Here is a 19,144-nt window from a genome sequence, read left to right as displayed (position 1 = left end):
GCAATGCTTAAAGTAGAAGGAATCAATGTTTATTATGGAGCCATCCATGCCCTCAAGGATTTAAGTATTACAGTAAATGAAGGCGAGATCGTAACGTTGATCGGAGCTAACGGTGCCGGAAAATCAACCTTGCTCAAGACGCTTTCAGGGTTGCTTAAACCGAAGACCGGCAGTGTTGAATTTTTAGATAAATCCATCACGAACCAAAGCATTCAGTCAATTGTGAAGCAAGGGCTTATCCATTGTCCTGAGGGCAGACGTGTATTTGCGAACATGTCTGTGGAAGAGAATTTGGAGCTCGGCGGCTATCTTCAGGATTCCAGCAGTCTGCCAGCCGATTTCGAAAAAGTATACACAACCTTCCCTCGCCTTCTGGAAAGAAAGAAACAGCTGGCCGGAACATTGTCCGGCGGTGAGCAGCAAATGCTCGCGATGGGGCGCGCCATGATGGGTCATCCCAAGTTGCTTCTGCTTGATGAACCCTCCATGGGTCTTGCTCCGCTATTGGTTCAGGATATTTTTCGGATCATTCAGGAGGTTAATGCCTCAGGAACAACCGTGCTGCTTGTCGAGCAGAATGCCCACCAAGCACTCAAGATCGCCCATCGTGCCTATGTACTTGAGACGGGCAGAGTGGTCCTTGAAGGAGATGCCAAGGAATTGGCGGATTCCGAAGAGATTAAGATGGCTTATCTGGGTCATTAACACATCATTATTTCTTAGCTGCATCACAGAACCAACATATAAATATAATACTTAGGAGGCTGGAAGAGAATGAAGAAAATCGGGGCCATTATTTTAACGACAGTATTAACTGCGGCATTGGCAACTGGCTGCGGAAACAACAAAAACAATGAAAGTAATGCTGCTGCAAACGGTGGAAATGCTGCGGCAGGAACCATCAAGATTGGAGCGAACCTCGAGCTTACGGGCGGTCAGGCTTCCTTCGGCGACTCCGCACTGAAAGGTGCTAAATTGGCTGTGAAGGAAATTAATGATGCAGGTGGAGTGCTCGGTCAACAGCTGGAACTTGTCGAAGCCGACAATGCTTCCAAGTCTGAAGAAGCAACCCGTGCAGCGCAAAAACTGATAACAACTGAAAAAGTTGTTGCTATTATCGGTGCTACAACTTCAACAAACACGCTGGGAATTGTACCTGTAGCACAGGACAAAAAAATCCCGCTTGTCAGTTCTTCAGCTACAAACCCTAAGGTGACCGTTGATGAGCGTTCAGGAGATCTGAATGAATGGGTATTCCGCGCTTCCTTTATCGATCCCTTCCAAGGTCAGGTTATGGCTAACTTTGCTACCGAAACACTGAAAGCAAAAACAGCAGTTATCTATACCGATACTTCCAGTGACTACTCTAAAGGATTGCAAAAATTCTTTAAAGAGACTTTCACGAAAAGCGGTGGTACCATCTTGAGTGAAGAGTCCTACCAACAAAAAGACTCCGACTTCAAAGCCGTATTGACTCGCATTAAAGAAGCTAACCCGGACGTTATTTATCTTCCTGGATATTATGAAGAAGTAGGTAAGATCCTGAAGCAGGCGCGTGAAATGGGTATTACCGTTCCATTCATGGGCGGCGATGGCTGGGATTCTCCGCAGCTGGCTGAAATTGCTGGTGCAGCAGCCCTTGATAACACGTTCATGTCCAATCACTATTCACCGGAAGACAGCGCTCCTGAAGTAAAAACGTTCGTAGACGCCTTTAAGGCAGCTAATGGCGATCTTGTACCGGACGGAATGGCTGCACTGGGTTATGATGCTGTGAAGCTGGTAGCTGATGCAATCACTCGTGCGGGATCCACAGATGCAACGAAGTTGAAGGATGCGTTAGCAGCGACTAAGGATCTACAGTTGGCAACAGGTAAAATTACAATGAACGAAACTCATGACCCTGTTAAAGCGGCAGTCGTTCTGAAATTCGTTGACGGTAAACAAACCTTTGAAGCTAAAGTAAATCCTTAAACCAAACTTTCTGACATACTGTGTATTTTAGCTCCGGGAGCCTAGTGCTTCCGGGGTCATTTTGTCTTATGCTGAAATTGGAGATACTTCTAATAAAGTATGCTTTGAGTAAACTTTGGAGGAGGGGTTAAGATGATTATTGGTGTACCCAAAGAAATCAAAAACAACGAAAATCGCGTTGCGATTACACCAGCCGGAGTAGAAGCGTTGAAAAAAGCGGGTCATGTAGTGCTAGTAGAACCATCCGCAGGTGCAGGTAGTGGCTTTGAGAATATTGAGTATCTGGAGAAGGGCGCGGATCTTAGTTATTCAGCTTCTGAGGTGTGGGCAAAATCAGAGATGATCATGAAGGTGAAGGAGCCGCTGCCTGAAGAGTATGGCTACTTCCGTTCAGGGCTAATTTTGTTTACTTATCTACACCTGGCTCCCGAAGCCGGACTGACGAAGGCACTTGTAGACAGTGGAGTTACAGCGGTTGGATACGAAACGATTCAGCTGGAAGACGGCTCGTTGCCGCTCCTTATCCCGATGAGTGAAGTTGCCGGGCGTATGGCTGTACAGATTGGAGCTCAGCTGCTTGAGAAGCCGCATGGCGGCAAAGGTATTTTGTTAGGCGGAGTCCCCGGTGTAAGGCCGGCTGAGGTGGTAATTGTTGGCGGGGGAATTGTAGGGACAAATGCAGCCAAAATTGCCCTTGGTATGGGTGCGCAGGTTACCGTGTTGGATTCGAAGGCGAGCCGCTTGCGTGAATTGGATGATATTTTCGGCGGACGCTTAATTACAATCATGTCGGATTCCTACCACATTGAACAAGCGGTTCGGAAGGCAGATCTGCTTATAGGTGCGGTACTGATCCCGGGAGCTCGTGCACCCAAATTGGTGAAGGAGTACATGGTTAAACAGATGGCAGAAGGGTCTGTCATTGTCGATGTTGCTATTGATCAAGGAGGTTCGATTGAGACGATTGATAGAATTACAACTCATGCTAATCCCACTTATGTTAAGCATGGTGTCATACACTATGCTGTTGCTAATATGCCAGGAGCGGTAGCTCGTACTTCGGCACTTGCACTGACCAATGTAACTATGCCATATGCGCTGCTAATTGCTAACCTTGGTATTGTAAAAGCATCCGTACAGAATGCTTCGCTGTTCAGGGGGATAAATGTAGCTGCTGGACACGTAACGAATCTTGCGGTAGCAGAGAGCCTTGGATATGAATTCGCTGATGGTGTAGAGGTGCTGAAAAACTAATTTTAAAAATTATGCTTGCAAGTTTCTTTAAGGTTTGATATACTCATTTTTGTTGTGAAAAGAACATATTTTCATAGTGTATGGCCCGTTGGTCAAGGGGTTAAGACACCTCCCTTTCACGGAGGTAACATGGGTTCGAATCCCATACGGGTCACCATATGCGGTAGTGGTGGAATGGCAGACACGCTATCTTGAGGGGGTAGTGAGCGTATGCTCGTGGAGGTTCGAGTCCTCTCTACCGCATAACACGAAGAGGTAAGGAATCCTTTGCTTAGCAGAGGGCACCTTACCTTTTTTTATTGTCTAAATTTCTAATTCTTAAGAATGTTCTTCAAAGCGCCAGCATATTGGGGATAGAGCTGCCGTATACAATCCGGGCAGATATCATGTGTGAACTGCAAAGACAGCTTCTGCTGCAAGTACTGCTCAATCCTGAGCCACTCCTCTTTATTGTTGCGAATCGATTTACAAGAGGCACAGATGGGAATGAGCCGGAGTTTGTACGGAGGCTTGTGTATGGAGCGAAAGCTTCTGGATGGCTGTATATGACGTTCTTTTAAAACAGGGCCTAGATCCTTCAATGAGATGATAAGGCTGCTGATTGCCGAAGTCAGGTCTGTCATAAGAGGAAAGGCTTCCAACCCTAAAGTTCTACCGCTATTCTTAAAGGTACTTACAGCAGTGAATTTAGTGCTAAATACCAGGCGTTCTCCTTGAAAAATACTTTGTAAGGATTCTAGCAACGTTAGCCATTGATGCTGGTCGGTAATGAACTCCTGAAATAACTCATAGCAATTGGCCCCGACATACTCTCTGCGTGGAGATAAACCGTGTTCTTTACTGTACGTAATCCAACTACTGCTTACAAACTGAATCACTCCATATCTGTCGATAACCCATGTATTCTGAGGCAGAGCTTCTAGCGAATGCGTGATAGAAGATGATACGCTTTCTGACAAAGGTTATCGCTCCTTGAGATCTTTCAGGATGGAAGGCTTAAGACAGTGGCAGGTTGAGCAGTTCCTCGATCTGCCGCCGAAACCGTTCAGCTTTGCGTGTTCCGTGAATCAGATTAGAGAGACGATAGGGCGGGATTCCGTGGATCTGGCAGAAATCCTTCTGGTTCACACACATTTCTGTAAGGCGTTGTTTAATTGCCCAGCCATAGGGGGTTATGGGACTTTTGCTATTCACCGGACTCACCTCTTATCGACTTTCCAGCCCTATGATATAATGAAGTAAGACATAGTATTAGTTAATTATATACTTTTTTACGTCATATTTCAATAAAATATACCTTAAATAAGTATTTCTATGAGTTTGGAAGGCGGTTTTGTGAATGCAATCCATATACGAGCGTATAGAGTATTTGATCAAACAAAAGGGACTTACCAAGAAGTCATTTTGCGAGCAGTTAAATATCAGTACAGGCAACATGGGGGATTGGAAAAGAGGCAAGTCTACCCCGGGAACCCATAAGCTGATTGAGATCGGGGCTTTTTTTCATGTTAGTCTGGATTGGCTCATCCTGGGCAAAAATGCCCCCGAAATCGTTCGCGAAAGTGCAGAGATTTATTTTTTTGAGCAAATACGGCAATTGGATTGCCAAACGGATGAACTTCTCCCAAGTGAGAAGGAGTTTATTAAGGAGTATATTGCCTTTACCGAATTCCGTAAGCTTAAAGCGGCGGACGACAATTCCTAAATCTGCATCTTTACTTTTAGTCGGAGTAGTTTTATAATAATGAATGTTGGCCTCAAACAATTTTTATGTCTTTACTCACCGCGCGGTAGTGGTGGAATGGCAGACACGCTATCTTGAGGGGGTAGTGGGTGTATACCCGTGGAGGTTCGAGTCCTCTCTACCGCATAATGTTTATTCGAAGAAAACCCTTGCTATGCAAGGGTTTTTTTTGTTGCTCTTTTAACGTAACAAGTTGTTGTCCCACTTTGGTTAGAGGCATTTGTTGACGATTTGTTGACCGAAATTGTTGCTCAATTTGTTCGTTTTCTAGGATAGCCTTGAAGGTTACGCTAGGAAGAAAAACCGGGAAAAGGAGGTTGTGGTTGGGCGGTTTGGGCTGGATATAGGCGGGGAGGAGCGAACGCAGCGGGAGATCGCCGTAATATATAAGGAAGTATATGAGATCCATAATCAACTGCTACATATTAATGAAAAAAGAGAAAAGCATCAGGGTCCATATCAGAACCAAATAAATTATTTTAAGAGACAGTTTTTCTTTACAGAAGATATAGTTCAGCGGATTTTTGTATTAAATCAGCTCATAAAAATACATGAGAAGAGAAGGCATATGATTAGCGGGTCATTTTATAAAAACCTAAAAAAGTCATCTCGCAGTAAATAAAGGAATAATCACTCGAATAACAATAATAATTGACAAAAGCTTCTAGTGAAAATATATTATACTGTAAGTAATCGTTTACTCCAATAAACACGGTGGGAAACACAATTGAGGTATCGAGATGCTTAATGCGAAATGAGACAGGTGTAATTTAGATGACTGGAAAAAAGAATGTCAGTATTAAAGACGTGGCTTTAAGGGCTAATGTATCTACAGCTACTGTTTCACATGTCATCAACGGGACGCGTTTTGTGTCCAATGAGACGAAACAGAAGGTGCATTTTGCAATGAATGAGTTGAACTTCCGAATCAATTCGGTAGCCCGCTCTCTTCGTAGCCGCAAGTCGTATATTATTGCGTTTCTTGCACCGATCCTTGCTTCAGAAACTTCTAATTTTTACTTTATGTCGGTAGCAGCCGGAGTTCAAAGCGTATTGAAACAAAGGGGCTATCATCTTGTCTTGAGTGACTCCAGTGACAATATTGAAGTAGAAAACAAAGAAATCAGTATGTTTGATTCACAGATGATTGACGGACTGATCGTGGCTCCGGCCAGTAGGGATTGTGATTATGAACTTTTGTTCGGAGATTATCCAGTGGTTTATATTGATAGGGTCCCTAATGATTGTGAACGAGATTCCGTACTCATTGATAACAAAACTGCGACTAAGGAAGCAATACAAAAAATTCTAGACAAAGGGCACCAAAGAATTGCTTTTTTATCCGGTCCCCTTTCGGTAACAACAACGATTGAAAGGTATGAGGGTTATTCTGAAACGTTAATGAGCGCAGGTCTTAATTTGGATGATTCGTTGATTTGTTTTGGAGATGTAAGCTTTGAGAGCGGATACAGAAACATGGGGGATTTGCTGGAGAGGAATCCAACAGCTATTTTTGTGACGGATAATGTGATGGCAATGGGCGCAATGGCGTATTTGCAAGACCATTCAATTCGTATACCGGACCAGTTAGCCGTTGTTGGATTCGATGATTTTCTGTGGACACGGGTCACTCATCCGCCGTTAACCGTTATCCAACAGCCTTCATTCCAGCTTGGTGTAAAAACTGCTGAAGTGATATTACAGAGAATTGAGGACGGGACTTCCGGAAAACAGGAGTATCGCTTAAATGCCAATATAATAGTCAGACAATCGCTCTGACTTTTTTTTTTATAAAAGTAATCGATTACCTAACAGATTAATTATTTCGCTATAATGAGATTTTCTACACGCAATTCCTTCTTAGGGAAAAGAGTTTGTTGAAATAGGTTGTAAGCGTTATCATTTTCTGTATTGTTTACTGGAATTAAACCTGAGAGGTCTTTAGCCGTTTACTCCGACCCATTCTTTGCTGTCCTCCCAGACATGCCACGTCACCACTTTCGGTGATTAAGGGACTGCGTGCATTGGCCCAACAGCGGGCAACTTTTACACTGTTCGGGATCAGAAGCCTACCGTCTGTCACCCTTACGGTCTGTGTTCGGTAATTAAATCCCCTGTCTGTTTTTCATTTCATAAGCCGAATTTCGAGCTATCGGAAGAAGAGCTTCAAGGAAAGAAAATTAATTGACAACGCTGTCAAAAACAAATATTATAATTATATAAAAACGATTACGTAAACGATTACCCGTCTTTGGAATAAGGGTTTTGGCAAGTGTGTTTTATTTTAGACAAGCTCTTATATTTTAAATAATCGGTGCACATGTCAACTGTACAATTAGAAGCAGGGGAGCTTACAAAGTTATATAAAGAGCTCAAATCTATTACGTAAACGTTTACCTAGAGAGATGGAGGGAAATACATGCTTGGGAAAATGAAAAAGAATTATGAATTATACCTATTGATTTTGCTCCCAGTAGCCTATTTTACAATTTTTAAATATTGGCCTATGTATGGGGTGCAAATCGCCTTTAAAGATTTTGTAGCTTCCAAAGGGGTCTGGGGCAGTGAATGGGTAGGGCTAGAACATTTTCAACGCTTTTTTGAATCATACAATTTTAAGCAAATCGTAGGAAATACTGTATTGCTTAGCTTGCTCAATTTGGCCATAGCTTTTCCCTTCCCTATTATTGTAGCCATTATGTTGAATCAATTAAGACAGCAGAAGATGAAAAAGTTCATTCAAACTGCGATTTATGCCCCATATTTTATTTCAACCGTCGTGTTGGTCGGGATGCTGTTCATCTTCCTATCCCCAAACAGCGGCTTGATAAATCATATAGTAACCGCCTTCGGCGGCGATCCGATTATGTTCATGGGAGAAGAGAAATGGTTCAGACCTCTGTACATATTCTCTTCCGTTTGGCAGGAAACTGGATTTGCGTCAGTTATATATTTGGCTGCACTAGCAGGAATCGACCCCCATTTGCATGAAGCGGCCGTTATGGATGGTGCTTCCAAGTTGCATCGAATTCGTCATATTGATTTACCGGGCATTGCACCTACCATTATTGTTTTGTTCATCATGGCTGTTGGCAATCTAATGAACGTTGGGTTTGAAAAGGCGTTTCTTATGCAGACTGATTTGAATGTCGCTACATCAGAGATTATCCCGACTTACGTATACAAGGTGGGGATTCAGCGAGCGGAATACAGCTTTTCGGCTGCAATCGGACTGTTTAACTCCGTGATAAACCTAATACTACTGGTCATTGTGAATAAAACAACCAAGAAAATAAGCGGCAAGGGCTTGTTTTAGGTGTGAAGAACGCCTGTTAAGAGGAGGAGAGAAACCATGTTAAAGAGAAAAACCAAATCAGATCTAGCATTTGATATTGTCAATTATTTGTTTCTAGGCTGCTTCACCTTAATGATTCTGTATCCCTTATATTTTATAGTGATCGCTTCTATCAGTGACCCAAACAGGATTTATTCCGGTGATGTATGGTTACTGCCGCAAAATATAACCTTTGACGGATATAAAAGAATTTTCAGCGACATTTCAATATGGAACGGTTATAAGAATTCCATTCTCTACGCAGCTCTGAATGGATTAGTCAGCACAGCTCTCGTCATCATGGCGGCTTATCCCCTTTCGAGGAAAGATTTTTATGGCAGAAATGTAATTATGACCTTTTTTATCATCACGATGTTCTTCAATGGCGGTATTATTCCTACTTATCTGGTTGTAAAAGACTTGCATTTGATGAACTCGATGTGGGCAGTCATTCTCCCTGGTGCAATGGATGCATTCCTGATTATTATTGCAAAAACCTTTTTCGAGGAATTGCCTGAAGAGTTGAGAGAGGCAGCCGCCATTGATGGAGCGAGGAACCTTAGATATTTATGGAGTATTGTCCTTCCTTTATCTAAGCCGATTATTGCAGTTCTTGTCCTCTTCGCTGTCGTACGCCAATGGAACGGTTTCTTCGATGCCCTAATCTACTTGAGTGATAGTGATAAGTTTCCGTTGCAACTGGTTCTTCGAAACATCCTAATCCAAAGCCAACCATCCGGAAATATGCTTATGGATATTGATAACATGCTGGCCAAACAGCGAGTGACGGAATTGATCAAGTTCGGAGTTATTATCGTTTCCGCAGTTCCACTGTTAGCCTTATACCCGTTCTTACAAAGATATTTTGTCAAAGGAGTAATGGTGGGTTCGGTGAAAGGGTGAGACCTAGCTTGTTAGATCGTCATAAAGGAGGTGTTGTGGGACTGAATCAGTATGGGACTAGTTAATCCCCGATTAAAAAGTATAAAATAAGCAAATTTAACAGGGAGGTTAAGAAGAATGAACAGAAAAGCTGCGGGTCTATTGGCAGTAATGATGACCGTTTCCGTGTTTGCTACGGCATGTAACAGTAACAATGAAAGCAACAATGTAAGCAACAATGGCAATACAGGTACGAAAACAGAGAATAGTGGAAATCAAGTGGATGAAAGTGCATCCATTCAGTTTCCACTAAAAGAAAAAACCACCTTAAAGGTGGTTGCCCGTAGAGCTCCGCTGGCGCCAAGCGATTATAACGAAATGACCATGGCTAAAAAACTTGAAGAAATGTCAAATGTTCATATCGAATGGAATACAATTGTCGAGACAGATTACAACGAGAAGAAGAATCTGCTCATAGCAAGTGGCGACTTGCCTGAAATGTTCTACGGAGCGACGTTCACAGATACAGAGCTGATGAAATACGGTCAGGACGAGACCATTATACCTCTAAATGATCTGATTGACAAACACATGCCTAACTTGAAAGCTTTATTTGAAAAGAGACCGGATATCAAAGCCGAAGTTACTGCCCCTGACGGCAATATTTATTCTCTTCCGGCAGGTGAGGAGTTAGGCACCGGTCAAGAAGAGATTGGTGCTAACCCGGATTTCTTGTATATAAATGAGGATTGGCTGAAAAAGCTGGATCTGAAAATGCCAACCACTCTTCAAGAATATCATGATGTATTGCTTGCCTTTAAAACCAAAGATCCGAATGGCAACGGAAAAGCAGATGAAATTCCCTTATCCTTCGTAAATGCATTCTGGACGGGTGATATCGGTTATCTGTTCGGAGCTTTCGGTATACCAGACAAAACCTATCAACCCGGTAACAACGCATATGCTGAACATTTAAATGTGGACAATGGTAAGGTTTCCTACTCTGCTATTCAAGATGGATTTAAAGATGCTGTAAACGAGATCGCGAAATGGGTGGAAGAGGGGCTTGTTGATACGGAATCCTTCACTCAAGAATATACGCAATATTATGCGAAAGGGAAGACAGAGCAGGAAACCCTTGGTTCTTTTCTCTGGTGGGATCGTACAGACGTAGTAGGTCCTGAACGTGACAAACATTATCCGATCGTCCCTCCTTTTAAAGATATGGTTGTCAAATGGAACAGTGGTTCCGCACTTAATAGAGGGGGATCGGTTATTACAAAAGAAGCAAAGAATCCTGCATTGATTGCTGCGTGGCTGGATTTGATATACAAACCGGAAACCACTGCGGAAGTACGTTGGGGCCCTATTGGCGAATGGTTTGAGAAATCTGCCGATGGAAAATTGAAACAGAAATCGGATATCAGTAATCCAGGGGAATTCCGTCAAACCGTATCACTAGGTGGAGGGGGAGTATTCACTGGTGAAGACTTCCAGAATATTGCGCCTCCGGAAGCACGGGCACAACAAAGAATGGATGATATCAAAAACATTTTTGTACCACAAATGCAGAAAGAGAAATACCCGAATATCTTCTTTACAGAAGAAGAGTTGAAGACTATTGATAAGCTGAAACCTGAGATACAAACATACACTAACTCCATGCGCGCTAAATTCATGTTAAAAGGGGTCTCTGACTCCGAGTGGAGCGATTACCTGGCCTCGCTTAAAGATATGGGCTTGGATGATTTGATGAAGATATACCAAGATGGGTATGACCGTTATCTCGCAGCTCGGAAATAAAATGTTATAGGTAAGGCATGTAGCAAGCCTGAATGAGATGCCTTCACTCAGGCTTGCTATATATGTTTTCGGATTAGAATCGTATATATAAATGATAGACTAGGAGTGGAAAAACATATGGTTGATATTACAGCAATAGGAGAAGTACTAATAGATTTTACTCCTGCAGGCATGTCTGAGAAGGGGGAGCAGCTATTTGAATGCAATCCCGGTGGAGCCCCTGCGAATGTGGTTGTTGTGTTGTCTAAACTTGGGAAATCCACGGCATTTATCGGCAAAGTCGGTGAAGACCAATTTGGAGAATATCTTACTCAGATTTTGCTTGAAAATGGTGTTAATACAAAGGGTTTAGTGAAGGAAAGTCATGCCAATACAACGCTGGCTTTTGTCCATCTTAAAGAAGATGGCGACCGTTCATTCAGCTTCTATCGTAACCCTGGTGCCGATATGCTTTTAGAAATTGATGATATTGACCCGGAACAGATCAAAGATACAAAAATCTTTCATTTCGGCTCCGTATCAATGACTCATGAGCCTTCTGCAAGTGCAACCCTAAAAGCGTGCATCCAGGCGAAAGAGAATGGAGCTCTCATTTCATTTGACCCTAATCTGAGACCTGCCCTTTGGGAGGATTTGGAGCAGGCGAAAATCAAGATTAAAGAAGGGCTTGTTCTTGCGGATATTGTCAAAATTTCCGAAGAGGAACTTCAGTTTATTACGGGCCTCACTGATTTGGAAGAGGGTAGCCGTCAAATTCAGACCCAATTCAAGGTGAAAGTGATCCTGGTGACCAAGGCTGAAAAAGGTTGCTTTGTTCGGTTCGGGTCCGGCTCCAAATGGGCGGATGTGCCCGGTTTCAAAGTGCATACCGTGGATACCACCGGAGCTGGAGATGCATTCCTTGGCGGTTTCCTCTATCAGCTGATTGAGAGAGGGTGTAGCATCGAGCGGATCAGGGATGAGGACTGGATCCCTATTGTTAGCTTTGCTAACGCAGTAGGTGCTTTGGTAACGACACGAAAAGGAGCCATTCCGGCAATTCCAACCTATCAGCAGGTTATTAAATTAGTTCAGTCAACAGGCGTGGATTTGTCCAAAGAATCCTACAGACCTCAATTCCATTACTCTCCACCAGCTATGTGGATGAATGATCCAAACGGTATGGTCTACTTTGAAGGAGAATACCATCTGTTGTATCAGCACCATCCCGAAAGCACCATATGGGGTCCTATGCACTGGGGACATGCAGTGAGCAAGGATTTGGTGAACTGGGAAACACTTCCCGTAGCCTTGTCACCGGATCATAATGGTGCCATCTTCTCCGGTAGTGCAGTTGTGGATTGGAAGAATACTAGCGGATTATTTGATGGCGGGTCCGGCTTGGTTGCTATATTCACCCATGCGGATATATACCCGGATTCAGACAGACCGAGACAGCGCCAAAGCTTGGCGTACAGTAAGGATAAAGGCAGAAGTTGGACGCTCTACTCGGGAAATCCCATCCTGTCCGATATCGAAATCACCGACTTTCGTGATCCCAAAATCTTCTGGATGGAGGAAGATGGTGTCTGGGTTATGGCTCTTGCGTGTGGTGACCATATCCGCTTTTATCGTTCTGCTAACTTAAAGGATTGGGATTTCGCCAGTGAATTCGGGAAGTCGGATGGTTCACACTACGGTGTGTGGGAATGCCCGGATCTATTTGAGTTACCAATTGATGGATCCAATCAGAAAAAATGGGTATTGATCGTAAGTATCGGAGACAATCCGGATTATCCTGAAGGCTCCAAAACCCAATATTTCATTGGAAGCTTTGATGGCTGGAAATTTGTAAATGAGAATACTCCTGATACGGTGCTGTGGTTGGATGAGGGACGGGATAATTACGCGGCAGTGTCTTGGTCGGATATCCCGGAGGAAGACGGACGGCGCGTAATCATCGGATGGATGAGCAACTGGAAGTATGCCAACTATACACCTACTAGTTCTTGGCGAGGTGCCATGACTCTCCCCCGCGTGTTGTCCTTGACCAACCGAAACGGGAGTGTGGTTCTTACACAAATGCCTGTTCAGGAAATAGAGAAACTGCGCAAAGAGTCTATCTCTTGGAGTGATGTAGCGGTTACACAGGAGTCCCCGTTTATTCACAAGACTAACGATGATCTGCTGGAGATTGAGATCGACATCGATATCCGCTCCGGAGACGAAGTTCATATCAAATTGAGGTCCTCCGGGCAGAGTGAGACGATTATCGGTTATGACCCTGAGCGCGAGTGGTTGTTTATCGACCGATCGAAGTCGGGTCTGACTGATTTTAACTCGTCATTTGCATGCAAGCATGGTGCCAGAGTAGTTCCTGAGAATGGGAGCATCAAGCTGCGTATCTGGCTGGATCGCAGTGTGGTTGAAGTGTTTGCGAATGAAGGACTGGTAGCGCTGACAGATCAAATTTTCCCTGATAAACCGATCGACAATGTCTGGATAAATACAGAAACAGGGAGGGCTGAGCTTAATTCGCTTCATATCCATACTCTTCATTCTATTCATATGCCCGAGTGCAACACAGAGCAGATAGCAAGGAGGGTTAATGTATGAGTGGAGTAAGCGATAATCACGGGCTAATGATGTACTGGGCCTTTGATGAAGGGGCTGGAGCAAGCGCTCTCGAGAGCATATCCCAAATCAAGGATGACATTCAGTATGTGTTTAACCAAGCGGAGTTTACCGAACCTTGTCCTCCCCAGTGGAGACAAGGAGCAATGGGAACCGGACTTCTGTTCGATGGTTACTCGACTTATATTGCCCATCCGTTCAATGAAGGAGATTCAAATGGCGAACCGCAACCTCTTTCTGCGTTAAGTATCGGGATATGGGTTGCACCTCGCTCCTATGAATGGGGGGGAGGAAACAAGCTGGCCGCCCTTGTGAACCGCTACAACGTGGACCGCAAGGAGGGTTATCTGCTGGGCATGTTCCGTCACGGCTCCTGGTCCTTCCAAGTCGGACTAGAGGGAGGGGAATGGAAAGAGCTTTGGTCTCCTGAAGGCTATGCACTGCCCAAGAATGAATGGTCATACGTAAACGCTGTTTTCGACGGGAATCAAGGTGAAATCAAGCTGTATTTGAACGGCAGTGAAATCGCTTCGGCTGAGCTGCCCCGCGGTTCTCGCCTGGTTGAAGCTGCTGACACGGATGTGCTCATAGGAAAGAATAACCATGGTGCCCTGCTAGCTGAAGTGTTCAGTCTTCAAATGTTCAGTGGTATGCTCGATGAGCTTAAGATTTATAATGTAGCCCTAAGCGCGGAAGAGGTAGCCGCTTCTTATCGGCAAGTGCTGAATTCCCGCGGAGGAGTGCACCCGCAATTAAAGTACGATGATATCAAGCTCGACAGAACGCCTCTGCTGCTGGATCGGCACAGACCGCAGTATCATGTCAGCCCGCCGGCCCATTGGATGAACGAACCCCATGCGCCTATCTATTTTGACGGGCAATATCACTTGTTCTATCAGCATAACCCGCTTGGACCGTTCTTTCATCAGATCCATTGGGGACATTGGGTAAGTAAGGATTTGGTGCATTGGCGTGATTTGCCCGTGGCCTTGGCACCCGAGAAAGATCAATTATCACCCGACGGGGTTTGGTCGGGAAGCGCCACCTATGATGCAAATGGTCTACCTGTTTTGTTCTTTACAGCTGCCAATGATAGTGCTTCACCGAATCAGAGCGTGGCGCTTGCTCGAAGTACCTATTCATGGGATAAAAACCCGGATCTTGTTCAATGGGTTAAACATCCGGAACCGCTCATTGTGCAGAAGAAGGGGATCGGTGCATTCGGCGATTTCCGGGATCCTTTTGTATGGAAAGATAATGAAGGTTGGTATGCCTTGGTTGGATCTGGAATCGAAGGCAGAGGTGGGGCAGCATTGGCGTTTGCCTCGCAGGATATGCTGAACTGGACATACAAAGGGTCATTCTTTGAGGCGGATATTCAACAGTATCCTTATCTTGGACCTATTTGGGAACTCCCTGTATTTCTTCCTCTGGGCAGTGACAAGCAAGGTGTGAAAAAGTATCTCCTGCTGGTCAGTCCTGTGGGAGCAGGAGCGGATGTCGAGGTGTTCTATTGGATCGGACAGCTTAATAAGCAGGATCTTTCGTTTCTTCCAGATCAAGAGGAGCCCCAATTGATAGATGTTGGAGATTTCCACTTTACCGGTCCAAGCGGAATGGTTGATCCGATGACGGGCAGAAACATCGTCTTTACAATCGCGCAGGGCGACCGTACATCTGAGCTGGAATACCAATCGGGTTGGGCCCATAACGGCGGCTTGCCGCTAAGTGTGTACTTGAGGGAAGATGGAAGGCTTGGAATCGAGCCGATTCAGGAGCTTCAATTATTGCGCGGCGAGAAGCGGTTATGGATGCAGGACAAGTCATTGGCTGAAGCTAATGTACTTCTCAAGGATGTCCAAGGCGACATGCTTGAGATTCAAGTAGAAATTGAGCCAAGCAGTGCTACTCAGTTCGGAATTAAAGTCCGTAAAACACCGGATGGGGAAGAAGAAACTCTGCTGTATTATGATCTTAATCAGACTATGCTCTTGGCTGATCGGACAAAGACGACACAACATCCGGGTGAGAAATGTAGCGGGGTTCAAGGCGGTAAGCTGGAACTGTCGGGGGAGAATCTGAAGCTGCATATCTATTTAGATCGCTCTATGATCGAAGTCTATGCCAACGGATTAAAGAGCCTTACGACCCGTGCGTATCCGAGCCGTAAGGATGCTCTAGGACTCGAGATCTGGGGGAATGGGGAACTGCTGGTTAAATCCATGGAAATTTGGGAAATGAAGTCCATTTGGTAACAGGAGCGCCTAGGCGCTCCTCACCATTTGTATAGTATCAAACCTTTAAGTCATTATGCCTTTATTGAAGCGCTTTAATGTGGGCTACTCTGCTTCGAAATTCGGAGGGGGAGGTCTTACCCAAAGTCTTGTCCTTGATCTAGCATAATATCCGTGTGAATGCGATCATGCCTGGGAATTTGCTGAGCTCGCCCATGTTCCAGAGCCTCCTGCCTCAATATGCCAAGAAATTGGGTATCTATCTATATTATTAACGGGCTGTTCTATGGAATCTTGAAAAAGATCCAGGAACAGCCTTTTTTGATATGTTACTCCAACCCACCTGTGTGAAGTTAGCGAGGATGTAGTGATTAAGCGGACTGTATAGCCCTTATTTTAGCTCTGGTGATCAGTTGAAAACCTATGCGGACTGAGGTTCTGCTATTCGTTGGGAAACACTCGTTTTTGGTGAATTTCAGTTACAATAACGCCTTCTCAGTCCGGATAGATCGAAAATTAGTGTTTTAGAGTAAATAGCGTCCGCTGTGTCCACTTCGAGGTAAATGTAAAAGGCGTGTGCTATAATCACAGTTATCTAGCAAATTTGGAGGGGACGTAAATGTTACTTAGCATGATACTGGTTGGAATAGTTGCAGCTATACATATCTATATTCTATATCTGGAAATGTTCGTATGGGCTACACCCAAAGGGATGAAGGCTTTCGGTACAACTGAACAAGTAGCTAAGGATTCCAAATCGCTGGCCTTTAATCAAGGCTTATATAATGGATTTCTTGCTGCCGGATTAATCTGGGGCCTGGTCTATCCTGATGAAACTGTGGGTCAACACATTCAATTATTTTTCCTGGGATGTGTGGTAATTGCGGGGATTGTAGGAAGCTTAACTGCCAAGAAATCCATAATCTATATTCAAGCCTTACCTGCTTTTCTTGCTATAATCGCTGTCTTATTCCAATGGTAAGTTAATTTAAGATATGTCCGTAAAAAAAGGATACTCACCCGCCAGTTCAAAAGCTGTTGGGGTGGAGTATCCTTTTTAAAATTGGATCTATTCCAGCAATTTAGCGATGTCGGCTTCAATCTGATCCGGAGTTGTTTGTGGTGAATAACGCTTTATTACACGTCCTTCGCGATCGACCAGAAATTTAGTGAAGTTCCACTTGATGCTTTTGGATCCCAGAATACCGGGGGCTTCCTTGGACAGGTACTTGAATAAAGGATGGGCTTCGTCACCTTTTACATCAATCTTTTCATACATAGGGAAGGTTACTCCATAATTGATCTCACAGAACTCGGCGATATCTTCACCTTCACCCGGCTCTTGTCCGGCGAACTGATTGCTGGGGAAACCCAGTACTTCAAATCCGCGGTCTTTAAATTTCTCGTACACCTCTTGAAGGCCTTTATATTGAGGGGTAAATCCGCATTTGCTGGCTGTATTCACGACTAGTAGTACTTTATCTTTATACTTGGATAACGATTCCTCTTGCCCGCGAAGGGTGATGGCTTCGAACTCATAGATACTCATGAATAATACCTCCCGAACATATATTTATAACAATTTAATTGTACACTATTAATGGTGATAGTCAAACCTCTAGGAACGGGTAGAGAAGGACTTTCATGGCAATAATGGCTAAAAAGAGACAAGATATTCAGAAAGAACTGCAAATAGAGGGCTATAGAGACTGTGTTGGTTGACATCCCCCTTAAAATTCTTTAATATGTCTAGGTATCTGTATATGTCAGTGTGTTCTATTTAACAAACAAAAATTTAAATAATGGGTGATGAAGATGTCTTACAGACCGAATATTACGAATGTTACCAAAGCGAGCAGCAATGATAAGGATGGGTTATTCGAATTCATTATCAAGCTTGCTGATGGAACGGAGTGCCGTGCGTTTTATAATCGGTTTCCGGAATGGAAAATGACGAACATCAGCCGCCTGCTTAAAACACCATGCCCAATTTGCCGCAAAGATTTCATCTGCAAATGCATGGAAGCATTCACTCCTGACTTCGAAGGACAAATGATCGGGGATCAATGGATTGAAAAGGCAATTGCCGAGTAACACATGAACGGAACATGATGCGCGGGAGTTTTCCCGCGTTTTTGTTTTGCCCATTTATTTGGATATACTAATCGTATTATGAAAGGGCGTGGGACTAATGAGCGAAGAACGAAGCCAGGAAGGGTTGCCGGTGGATACGGTAGAGGTAAATTTTACAGCAGGGAAATCCATTGTGCTGATTGACGGTGTATGCCATTTGTGCCAAGGGTTGGTTCGGTTCATAATTCCACGAGACCCTAAGGGCAGGTTCATGTTCGCCTCCCTGCAGAGTGAAATCGCTCAGAATCTGATTCATAAGCATGGCATAGTCTTGGAGCGTGGGCAATTAAGTACGGTTGTATTGCTGGAGAACGGGGTCTACTATACCCAGTCCGTTGCAGTGCTCCGCATAGCCCGTAGGCTGCGATTTCCTTGGTCTGCTGCATATGGGTTCATATTCGTGCCGCCCCCACTGCGTAACGTATTGTACCGTTATGTAGCAAGGAATCGTTACCGCTGGTTCGGGCGTGACGAACAGTGTCTTATTCCCACACCAGATATCCGGCGGAGATTCCTGTAGTGGGGTCTTTTTTTTAGGGATCAACGATCACCTCTGGATGAAACCCGTCTTCTTGGGCGTAATCCTCTACTCTCCAAATGCCTATGGCCTTATCTTGGCTTTTATCTTCTATTTCTTTGAACAAATCTACGTATCGCACATTAGGTGGATAGATATAAGCGACTCGTGCCAGTCCCTGTTTCAGTAAAGCCTCCTGCAGCATAATGCCATCAACGTATACATATGCGAGTAATCGCGAATATTTATCCCGTTCCGGTCCGTCATCGAATTCAAGCTCCAGCATCTCGGCATCTTGTATCATCTTCGCTGTATAGCTTTTGGCATCCTGTGCATAGGGCTCCTTCCCATAAACAGAATGGGACATCTCAGGTGTATCTATCAGCAGCAGTCTCACTTTCTCCTGTTTCCCGTTATAGTTAACAGTCAAGGTATCTCCATCAACCGTACGTATGAGCTGAACTTGGGTTCTATTGGATTTGGTTTCTTGCGGGGATAGCTGACATCCTGCGGCGGTAAAGAGTAATAGGAGCAGCAGCACAGCTTTTAAGGATAATCTATGGATCATATTTCTTTCCCTCCTTATCGTAGATTATAGCTTGATTGCTGCACTAAAGTTTATAAAATCGCTATATAATTGAACTTTAAAACTAAAA

17 protein-coding genes, 3 tRNA genes and 1 pseudogene are annotated in these 19,144 nt (G+C 44.2%); 17 read left to right on the top strand and 4 right to left on the bottom strand.

Annotated elements, in window-relative coordinates; translation table 11 throughout:
* Positions 1-3: 3 nt before the first annotated feature.
* The 5 genes from J2T20_RS18945 (at position 4) to J2T20_RS18925 (ending at position 3,471) form a co-directional block, all read left to right on the top strand.
* On the top strand, positions 4-705 hold the full coding sequence (locus J2T20_RS18945; protein WP_307590903.1) for an ABC transporter ATP-binding protein: 702 nt from the start codon (positions 4-6) through the stop codon (positions 703-705).
* Positions 706-774: 69 nt separating this feature from the next.
* Positions 775-1,974, top strand: a complete 1,200-nt coding sequence (locus J2T20_RS18940) for an ABC transporter substrate-binding protein (protein ID WP_307590902.1) — start codon at positions 775-777, stop codon at positions 1,972-1,974.
* Between the two features lie 132 nt (positions 1,975-2,106).
* Entirely contained in the window at positions 2,107-3,228 is a 1,122-nt protein-coding gene (ald, locus tag J2T20_RS18935) for an alanine dehydrogenase (protein ID WP_307590901.1), read from the top strand.
* Positions 3,229-3,310: 82 nt separating this feature from the next.
* A tRNA-Glu gene (locus J2T20_RS18930) sits at positions 3,311-3,385 on the top strand.
* A 3-nt stretch (positions 3,386-3,388) separates the two neighbouring features.
* Positions 3,389-3,471: transfer RNA gene (locus tag J2T20_RS18925), tRNA-Leu, on the top strand.
* Between the two features lie 68 nt (positions 3,472-3,539).
* On the opposite strand, the gene J2T20_RS18920 is transcribed toward J2T20_RS18925, so the two are convergent.
* Complete coding sequence (locus J2T20_RS18920; protein ID WP_307590900.1) at positions 3,540-4,187, bottom strand: hypothetical protein; 648 nt, start codon at positions 4,185-4,187, stop codon at positions 3,540-3,542.
* 37 nt (positions 4,188-4,224) lie between these two features.
* The gene (locus J2T20_RS18915; RefSeq protein WP_307590899.1) at positions 4,225-4,422 is read right to left on the bottom strand and encodes an XRE family transcriptional regulator; all 198 of its coding nucleotides are present in this window, start codon (positions 4,420-4,422) and stop codon (positions 4,225-4,227) included.
* Between the two features lie 145 nt (positions 4,423-4,567).
* On the opposite strand from J2T20_RS18915, the gene J2T20_RS18910 reads away from it, so the two are divergent.
* The 10 genes and pseudogenes from J2T20_RS18910 (at position 4,568) to J2T20_RS18860 (ending at position 16,820) form a co-directional block, all read left to right on the top strand.
* Complete coding sequence (locus J2T20_RS18910) at positions 4,568-4,933, top strand: helix-turn-helix domain-containing protein (protein WP_307590898.1); 366 nt, start codon at positions 4,568-4,570, stop codon at positions 4,931-4,933.
* A gap of 82 nt (positions 4,934-5,015) precedes the next feature.
* Positions 5,016-5,098 (top strand) — tRNA-Leu (locus J2T20_RS18905).
* Positions 5,099-5,276: 178 nt separating this feature from the next.
* Positions 5,277-5,351 (top strand): annotated as a pseudogene (locus J2T20_RS18900) (RNA polymerase subunit sigma-70); the annotation flags it as partial.
* 395 nt (positions 5,352-5,746) lie between these two features.
* Entirely contained in the window at positions 5,747-6,751 is a 1,005-nt protein-coding gene (locus tag J2T20_RS18895) for a LacI family DNA-binding transcriptional regulator (protein ID WP_307590897.1), read from the top strand.
* Between the two features lie 640 nt (positions 6,752-7,391).
* Entirely contained in the window at positions 7,392-8,288 is an 897-nt protein-coding gene (locus J2T20_RS18885) for an ABC transporter permease (RefSeq protein ID WP_307590896.1), read from the top strand.
* Between the two features lie 36 nt (positions 8,289-8,324).
* A complete protein-coding gene (locus J2T20_RS18880; RefSeq protein ID WP_307590895.1) occupies positions 8,325-9,209 on the top strand; it encodes a carbohydrate ABC transporter permease in 885 nt (294 codons plus the stop codon).
* A gap of 117 nt (positions 9,210-9,326) precedes the next feature.
* Positions 9,327-10,991, top strand: coding sequence for an extracellular solute-binding protein (locus J2T20_RS18875; RefSeq protein ID WP_307590894.1), 1,665 nt, complete (start codon positions 9,327-9,329; stop codon positions 10,989-10,991).
* Between the two features lie 117 nt (positions 10,992-11,108).
* A complete protein-coding gene (locus J2T20_RS18870) occupies positions 11,109-13,586 on the top strand; it encodes a PfkB family carbohydrate kinase (RefSeq protein ID WP_307590893.1) in 2,478 nt (825 codons plus the stop codon).
* Complete coding sequence (locus J2T20_RS18865; protein ID WP_307590892.1) at positions 13,583-15,859, top strand: GH32 C-terminal domain-containing protein; 2,277 nt, start codon at positions 13,583-13,585, stop codon at positions 15,857-15,859. Before J2T20_RS18870 ends, J2T20_RS18865 begins: the two co-directional genes overlap by 4 nt.
* A gap of 598 nt (positions 15,860-16,457) precedes the next feature.
* Positions 16,458-16,820, top strand: a complete 363-nt coding sequence (locus J2T20_RS18860) for a DUF1304 domain-containing protein (protein ID WP_307590891.1) — start codon at positions 16,458-16,460, stop codon at positions 16,818-16,820.
* A gap of 87 nt (positions 16,821-16,907) precedes the next feature.
* Here J2T20_RS18860 and J2T20_RS18855 read toward each other — a convergent pair whose 3' ends face one another.
* Entirely contained in the window at positions 16,908-17,387 is a 480-nt protein-coding gene (locus J2T20_RS18855; RefSeq protein WP_307590890.1) for a glutathione peroxidase, read from the bottom strand.
* Between the two features lie 266 nt (positions 17,388-17,653).
* Between J2T20_RS18855 and J2T20_RS18850 the strand changes: the two genes are divergently transcribed.
* A complete protein-coding gene (locus J2T20_RS18850) occupies positions 17,654-17,932 on the top strand; it encodes a hypothetical protein (RefSeq protein WP_307590889.1) in 279 nt (92 codons plus the stop codon).
* 97 nt (positions 17,933-18,029) lie between these two features.
* Entirely contained in the window at positions 18,030-18,491 is a 462-nt protein-coding gene (locus J2T20_RS18845) for a thiol-disulfide oxidoreductase DCC family protein (RefSeq protein WP_307590888.1), read from the top strand.
* Between the two features lie 13 nt (positions 18,492-18,504).
* Here the strand turns inward: J2T20_RS18845 and J2T20_RS18840 are convergent, their stop codons facing one another.
* On the bottom strand, positions 18,505-19,056 hold the full coding sequence (locus J2T20_RS18840) for a thermonuclease family protein (protein WP_307590887.1): 552 nt from the start codon (positions 19,054-19,056) through the stop codon (positions 18,505-18,507).
* Positions 19,057-19,144: the final 88 nt, after the last annotated feature.

Origin of the sequence: Paenibacillus wynnii, from assembly GCF_030812855.1 — a bacterium.
Lineage (GTDB): Bacteria > Bacillota > Bacilli > Paenibacillales > Paenibacillaceae > Paenibacillus_AQ > Paenibacillus_AQ wynnii_A.
This window is presented reverse-complemented; position numbering and strand designations above follow the sequence as displayed.

Excerpts from the sequence above, each read along its gene's own strand:
- J2T20_RS18940 (WP_307590902.1), top strand. The coding sequence starts at position 775 with ATGAAGAAAATCGGGGCCATTATTTTAACGACAGTATTAACTGCGGCA.
- J2T20_RS18945 (WP_307590903.1), top strand. The coding sequence starts at position 4 with ATGCTTAAAGTAGAAGGAATCAATGTTTATTATGGAGCCATCCATGCC.
- J2T20_RS18850 (WP_307590889.1), top strand. The coding sequence starts at position 17,654 with ATGTCTTACAGACCGAATATTACGAATGTTACCAAAGCGAGCAGCAAT.
- ald (WP_307590901.1), top strand. The coding sequence starts at position 2,107 with ATGATTATTGGTGTACCCAAAGAAATCAAAAACAACGAAAATCGCGTT.
- J2T20_RS18875 (WP_307590894.1), top strand. The coding sequence starts at position 9,327 with ATGAACAGAAAAGCTGCGGGTCTATTGGCAGTAATGATGACCGTTTCC.
- J2T20_RS18845 (WP_307590888.1), top strand. The coding sequence starts at position 18,030 with ATGAGCGAAGAACGAAGCCAGGAAGGGTTGCCGGTGGATACGGTAGAG.
- J2T20_RS18870 (WP_307590893.1), top strand. The coding sequence starts at position 11,109 with ATGGTTGATATTACAGCAATAGGAGAAGTACTAATAGATTTTACTCCT.
- J2T20_RS18860 (WP_307590891.1), top strand. The coding sequence starts at position 16,458 with ATGTTACTTAGCATGATACTGGTTGGAATAGTTGCAGCTATACATATC.
- J2T20_RS18865 (WP_307590892.1), top strand. The coding sequence starts at position 13,583 with ATGAGTGGAGTAAGCGATAATCACGGGCTAATGATGTACTGGGCCTTT.
- J2T20_RS18855 (WP_307590890.1), bottom strand. The coding sequence starts at position 17,387 with ATGAGTATCTATGAGTTCGAAGCCATCACCCTTCGCGGGCAAGAGGAA.
- J2T20_RS18880 (WP_307590895.1), top strand. The coding sequence starts at position 8,325 with ATGTTAAAGAGAAAAACCAAATCAGATCTAGCATTTGATATTGTCAAT.
- J2T20_RS18840 (WP_307590887.1), bottom strand. The coding sequence starts at position 19,056 with ATGATCCATAGATTATCCTTAAAAGCTGTGCTGCTGCTCCTATTACTC.
- J2T20_RS18885 (WP_307590896.1), top strand. The coding sequence starts at position 7,392 with ATGCTTGGGAAAATGAAAAAGAATTATGAATTATACCTATTGATTTTG.
- J2T20_RS18895 (WP_307590897.1), top strand. The coding sequence starts at position 5,747 with ATGACTGGAAAAAAGAATGTCAGTATTAAAGACGTGGCTTTAAGGGCT.
- J2T20_RS18910 (WP_307590898.1), top strand. The coding sequence starts at position 4,568 with ATGCAATCCATATACGAGCGTATAGAGTATTTGATCAAACAAAAGGGA.